2 protein-coding genes and 1 pseudogene are annotated in these 2,179 nt (G+C 53.6%); all 3 read left to right on the top strand.

All coding sequences use genetic code 11. The annotated features are described in order from the left end of the window. The coding region (locus B3F49_RS05750) for an extracellular solute-binding protein (protein ID WP_293909660.1) at positions 1-972 on the top strand (972 nt) is incomplete at its 5' end. Between the two features lie 80 nt (positions 973-1,052). Continuing rightward, positions 1,053-1,985, top strand: a complete 933-nt coding sequence (locus tag B3F49_RS05745; RefSeq protein WP_293909658.1) for a carbohydrate ABC transporter permease — start codon at positions 1,053-1,055, stop codon at positions 1,983-1,985. A 9-nt stretch (positions 1,986-1,994) separates the two neighbouring features. Continuing rightward, positions 1,995-2,179, top strand: a pseudogene (locus B3F49_RS05740) (carbohydrate ABC transporter permease); the annotation flags it as partial.

Below are 2,179 nucleotides of genomic sequence, written 5' to 3'. Positions count from 1 at the left end.
GACTATCAGGCGGCAGGGTATGCCAGCAAGCAGGACCTGTTGGACAAGTACATGGACGGCGTGCTGGATACCGTCACTGTTGATGGTGAGGTATATGGTCTTCCGCTGGAACTGACCAACTGGTGCATCTACCTGAATAAGAAGGTTTTCCGCTCCGCAGGTCTCGATCCTGAGAAGGATTACCCCAAGACTTGGGAAGAGATGGCCGACATCTCCGAGAAGCTGGTCATCCGTGACGGCGACATCCTCATCCGCCGCGGCTTTGACTTCCGCTATCCGTACTATTTGACCTTCTTTGTTCCGATGGTTGAACAGCTCGGCGGCGACCTGCTCAGCTCTGATGGCAAGAAAGCCATTATCGGTGACGAAGCTTGGCTGAAAGCTCTTACCTACATGCAGCAGTGGGGACCCTCGGGCCGCAACCTTGGATCGCCGACCTACAAGAATGCCCGCAACCTCTTCAACCAGGACAACAACGACATCGCCATGGCCCACACCGGTCTCTACCAGCAGGGTAGAATCGAGAAGGACAATCCTGCGTTCTTCAAAAGCGGCGAGTGGATGGTAATCCCGTATCCTACTTTCAAGGATGCCGTTCGTGATGTGGCAGCCTGCTATTACGGTCACTTCTTCATGGTTAATGCAGACAGCGATCCCGCCGTGCAGAAAGCGGCTTGGAAACTTGCAGGCTTTCTGCTCAGCCATGGCGAGGAGTACCTGACCCGCGGTGGAAACATCATTCAGCCGACCAAGGCCCTCTTTGCCTCCGATACGCTGAAGAACATGCCCTACAGCCAGGTTTTCATCGATGATATGGCACGCTCGCACATGATTTACTACGGAGAAAATTCTGCTCAGATCCAGACCCAGATCCGCAATGCAGTCGAATCGGTCATGCTCAGCGGAGTAAGTCCTGAGAAGGCGCTTGCCACCCTGAGAGCTTCGGTGCAGGAAATCATCGACGAGCAGTAAACGCTTCTGATCCTGCGGTCCTGTGCCTGTACGACAGGACCGCTTTCTTGTTCAAACCTTATGCATCCCGGGAGAACAGTATGGGTACGAGAAAATATCGGGGTATCGAGAGAAAACAGGCTCGATGGGGATTCGTCTTCGTTCTGCCGGCCATGTTATTCTTCTCCTTGTTCAGTTTTTATCCAATCATCAATGCCATATACACCAGTTTTTTTGACAAGCGTGCTTTGAGCAAGCTGCCCCCGAAGTTCCTTGGGCTGGGCAACTACATCAGGCTCTTCGATCCAAGCAGGGCCGCCAGCGACCTCTCCTTTCTGAACAGCCTCAAGTCCACGATGGTCTTTACGCTGGGAACCTTCATCCCCTTGCTGATCGTCAGCCTGATCCTCGCTGTATTCATCAGCAACCTCTCCAGCAACAAGACCAAGAAATTCCTGCAGATTTCCTACTACTGCCCTGCCATTCTTTCCAGCGTTGTTGCAGCAACCATCTGGATGATCATTTTCGACCCCCGAGGGTTGGGAAACCAGTGGCTCAACGCCCTGATGAACACCCCCGGTGTCGACCGGCGTTGGCTCGTCGACCCGGTGATGGAACAGGTTTCCACCATGGTCATCTACTTCTGGAAGTACATCGGCTACTTTGTCATTCTCTTCATCACCGGCCTTGCCTCCATTCCTCCCACCATCTACGAGGCGTCGACCATCGACGGGGCGACCAAGAACCAGGTGTTCTGGCGCATCACGTTGCCGCTGCTCAAGCCTACGGTTGTCCTGGTTTCGGTCATGGCGATGCTGCAGTGCCTGAAGACCTTCAGCACCCAGTACATGCTCTATTCCAACGGGGCACCCCGCGCCCCGATCAACGTCATTACCTTCAACATCTATGTCACCGGCATCCAACAGCAGTACCTTGGCAGGGCAAGTGCCATGAGCGTTGTGCTCTTTCTCATGATGCTGCTGCTCACCTTGCTGCAGTTCAAGACCACCAAGAGCGAGAATGTGGAATATTAGGAGGACAGGATGCAGATAGAAAAACGATTCACGCTGCCGAAAATCGGCATGTACCTTGTTCTCTTGGTCATGCTGGTCTTCACCCTGATGCCGATCCTGTTCATGATCAGTGCATCGATGATGACCAGCCGGCAAATTCTCAAGATGCCGTACACCTGGATTCCCGAGGGAATCGCCTGGGAGAACTTCGCCAA

It is taken from the genome of Sphaerochaeta sp. UBA5836, from assembly GCF_002432845.1.
GTDB lineage: Bacteria > Spirochaetota > Spirochaetia > Sphaerochaetales > Sphaerochaetaceae > Sphaerochaeta.
Note: the sequence above shows the minus strand (reverse complement) of the source record. Positions and strands in the feature narration are given on the sequence as shown.